Origin of the sequence: Streptomyces hainanensis (genome assembly GCF_004348415.1) — a bacterium.
Lineage (GTDB): Bacteria > Actinomycetota > Actinomycetes > Streptomycetales > Streptomycetaceae > Streptomyces > Streptomyces hainanensis.
Map to the genome: position 1 here is coordinate 1 of NZ_SMKI01000893.1, position 779 is coordinate 779.

Annotated in this window: 2 tRNA genes; both read left to right on the forward strand. The window is 67.5% G+C overall.

Annotated features, from left to right (window positions below):
* The first annotated feature begins 241 nt into the window (after positions 1-241).
* A tRNA-Ser gene (locus E1283_RS36680) sits at positions 242-331 on the forward strand.
* A gap of 165 nt (positions 332-496) precedes the next feature.
* A tRNA-Arg gene (locus E1283_RS36685) sits at positions 497-569 on the forward strand.
* Positions 570-779 lie beyond the last annotated feature (210 nt).

Below are 779 nucleotides of genomic sequence, written 5' to 3' on the forward strand. Positions count from 1 at the left end.
GGCGGGACGAGAGGGGCGAAGGGGACTGCGTGTGCGGCATGGCTGTGCTCCAGGAGGTGTGAGGCGGTGCGAGGTGCGGGAGATGCGGTCGGGGTTCGATCCCACTGCTAACGCTGCCGACCCCGGACCGTTGCGCAACTCGACGCGGCGGCGACACACCCGTAGGGTGGAATCCGATTGGCTGCGGCCGTTCGGGCTGTGGCATCATTTGCGAGCACGTAGCGATCGCGCTGCTGTGCGAGGAGGCTTCGCCTAGTCTGGTCTATGGCGCCGCACTGCTAATGCGGTTTGGGGTGACCCCCCATCCCGGGTTCAAATCCCGGAGCCTCCGCCGTCCTCGACCAAGCCCCGGCCACCCGGCCGGGGCTTGGTTTCGTTTTCGCGCTGTTTCCGCGTTTCCGCAGGTCAGGGGCTGTTGTGCGGCCTCGGGGGAACTGATTTCACCCCTGGCCCGCAGTGCTGTAATGTTGTCTCCGCACCGGCCCCTAGGGGCCAGGCGCTCGTAGCTTAACGGATAGAGCATCTGACTACGGATCAGAAGGTTGCAGGTTCGAATCCTGCCGAGCGCACAGTAGCGAAGCCCCCGCCGATCACCCGGCGGGGGCTTTTTCGTGCCGAATGATCCGCGTGCCGTCGAGCCGGCGGGCGCCGCCGGTCGGTTTCGTCGCCGTCGTGGCGAGAACGGCATCGCCTCACCCGGCGAACGGCGGTTCGGAGAGTCGGCTGCGGGCTTGGGGGGCGAAGGTGGGGTCGTCGGTGGCGGCGGCCTGTTGGAGGAG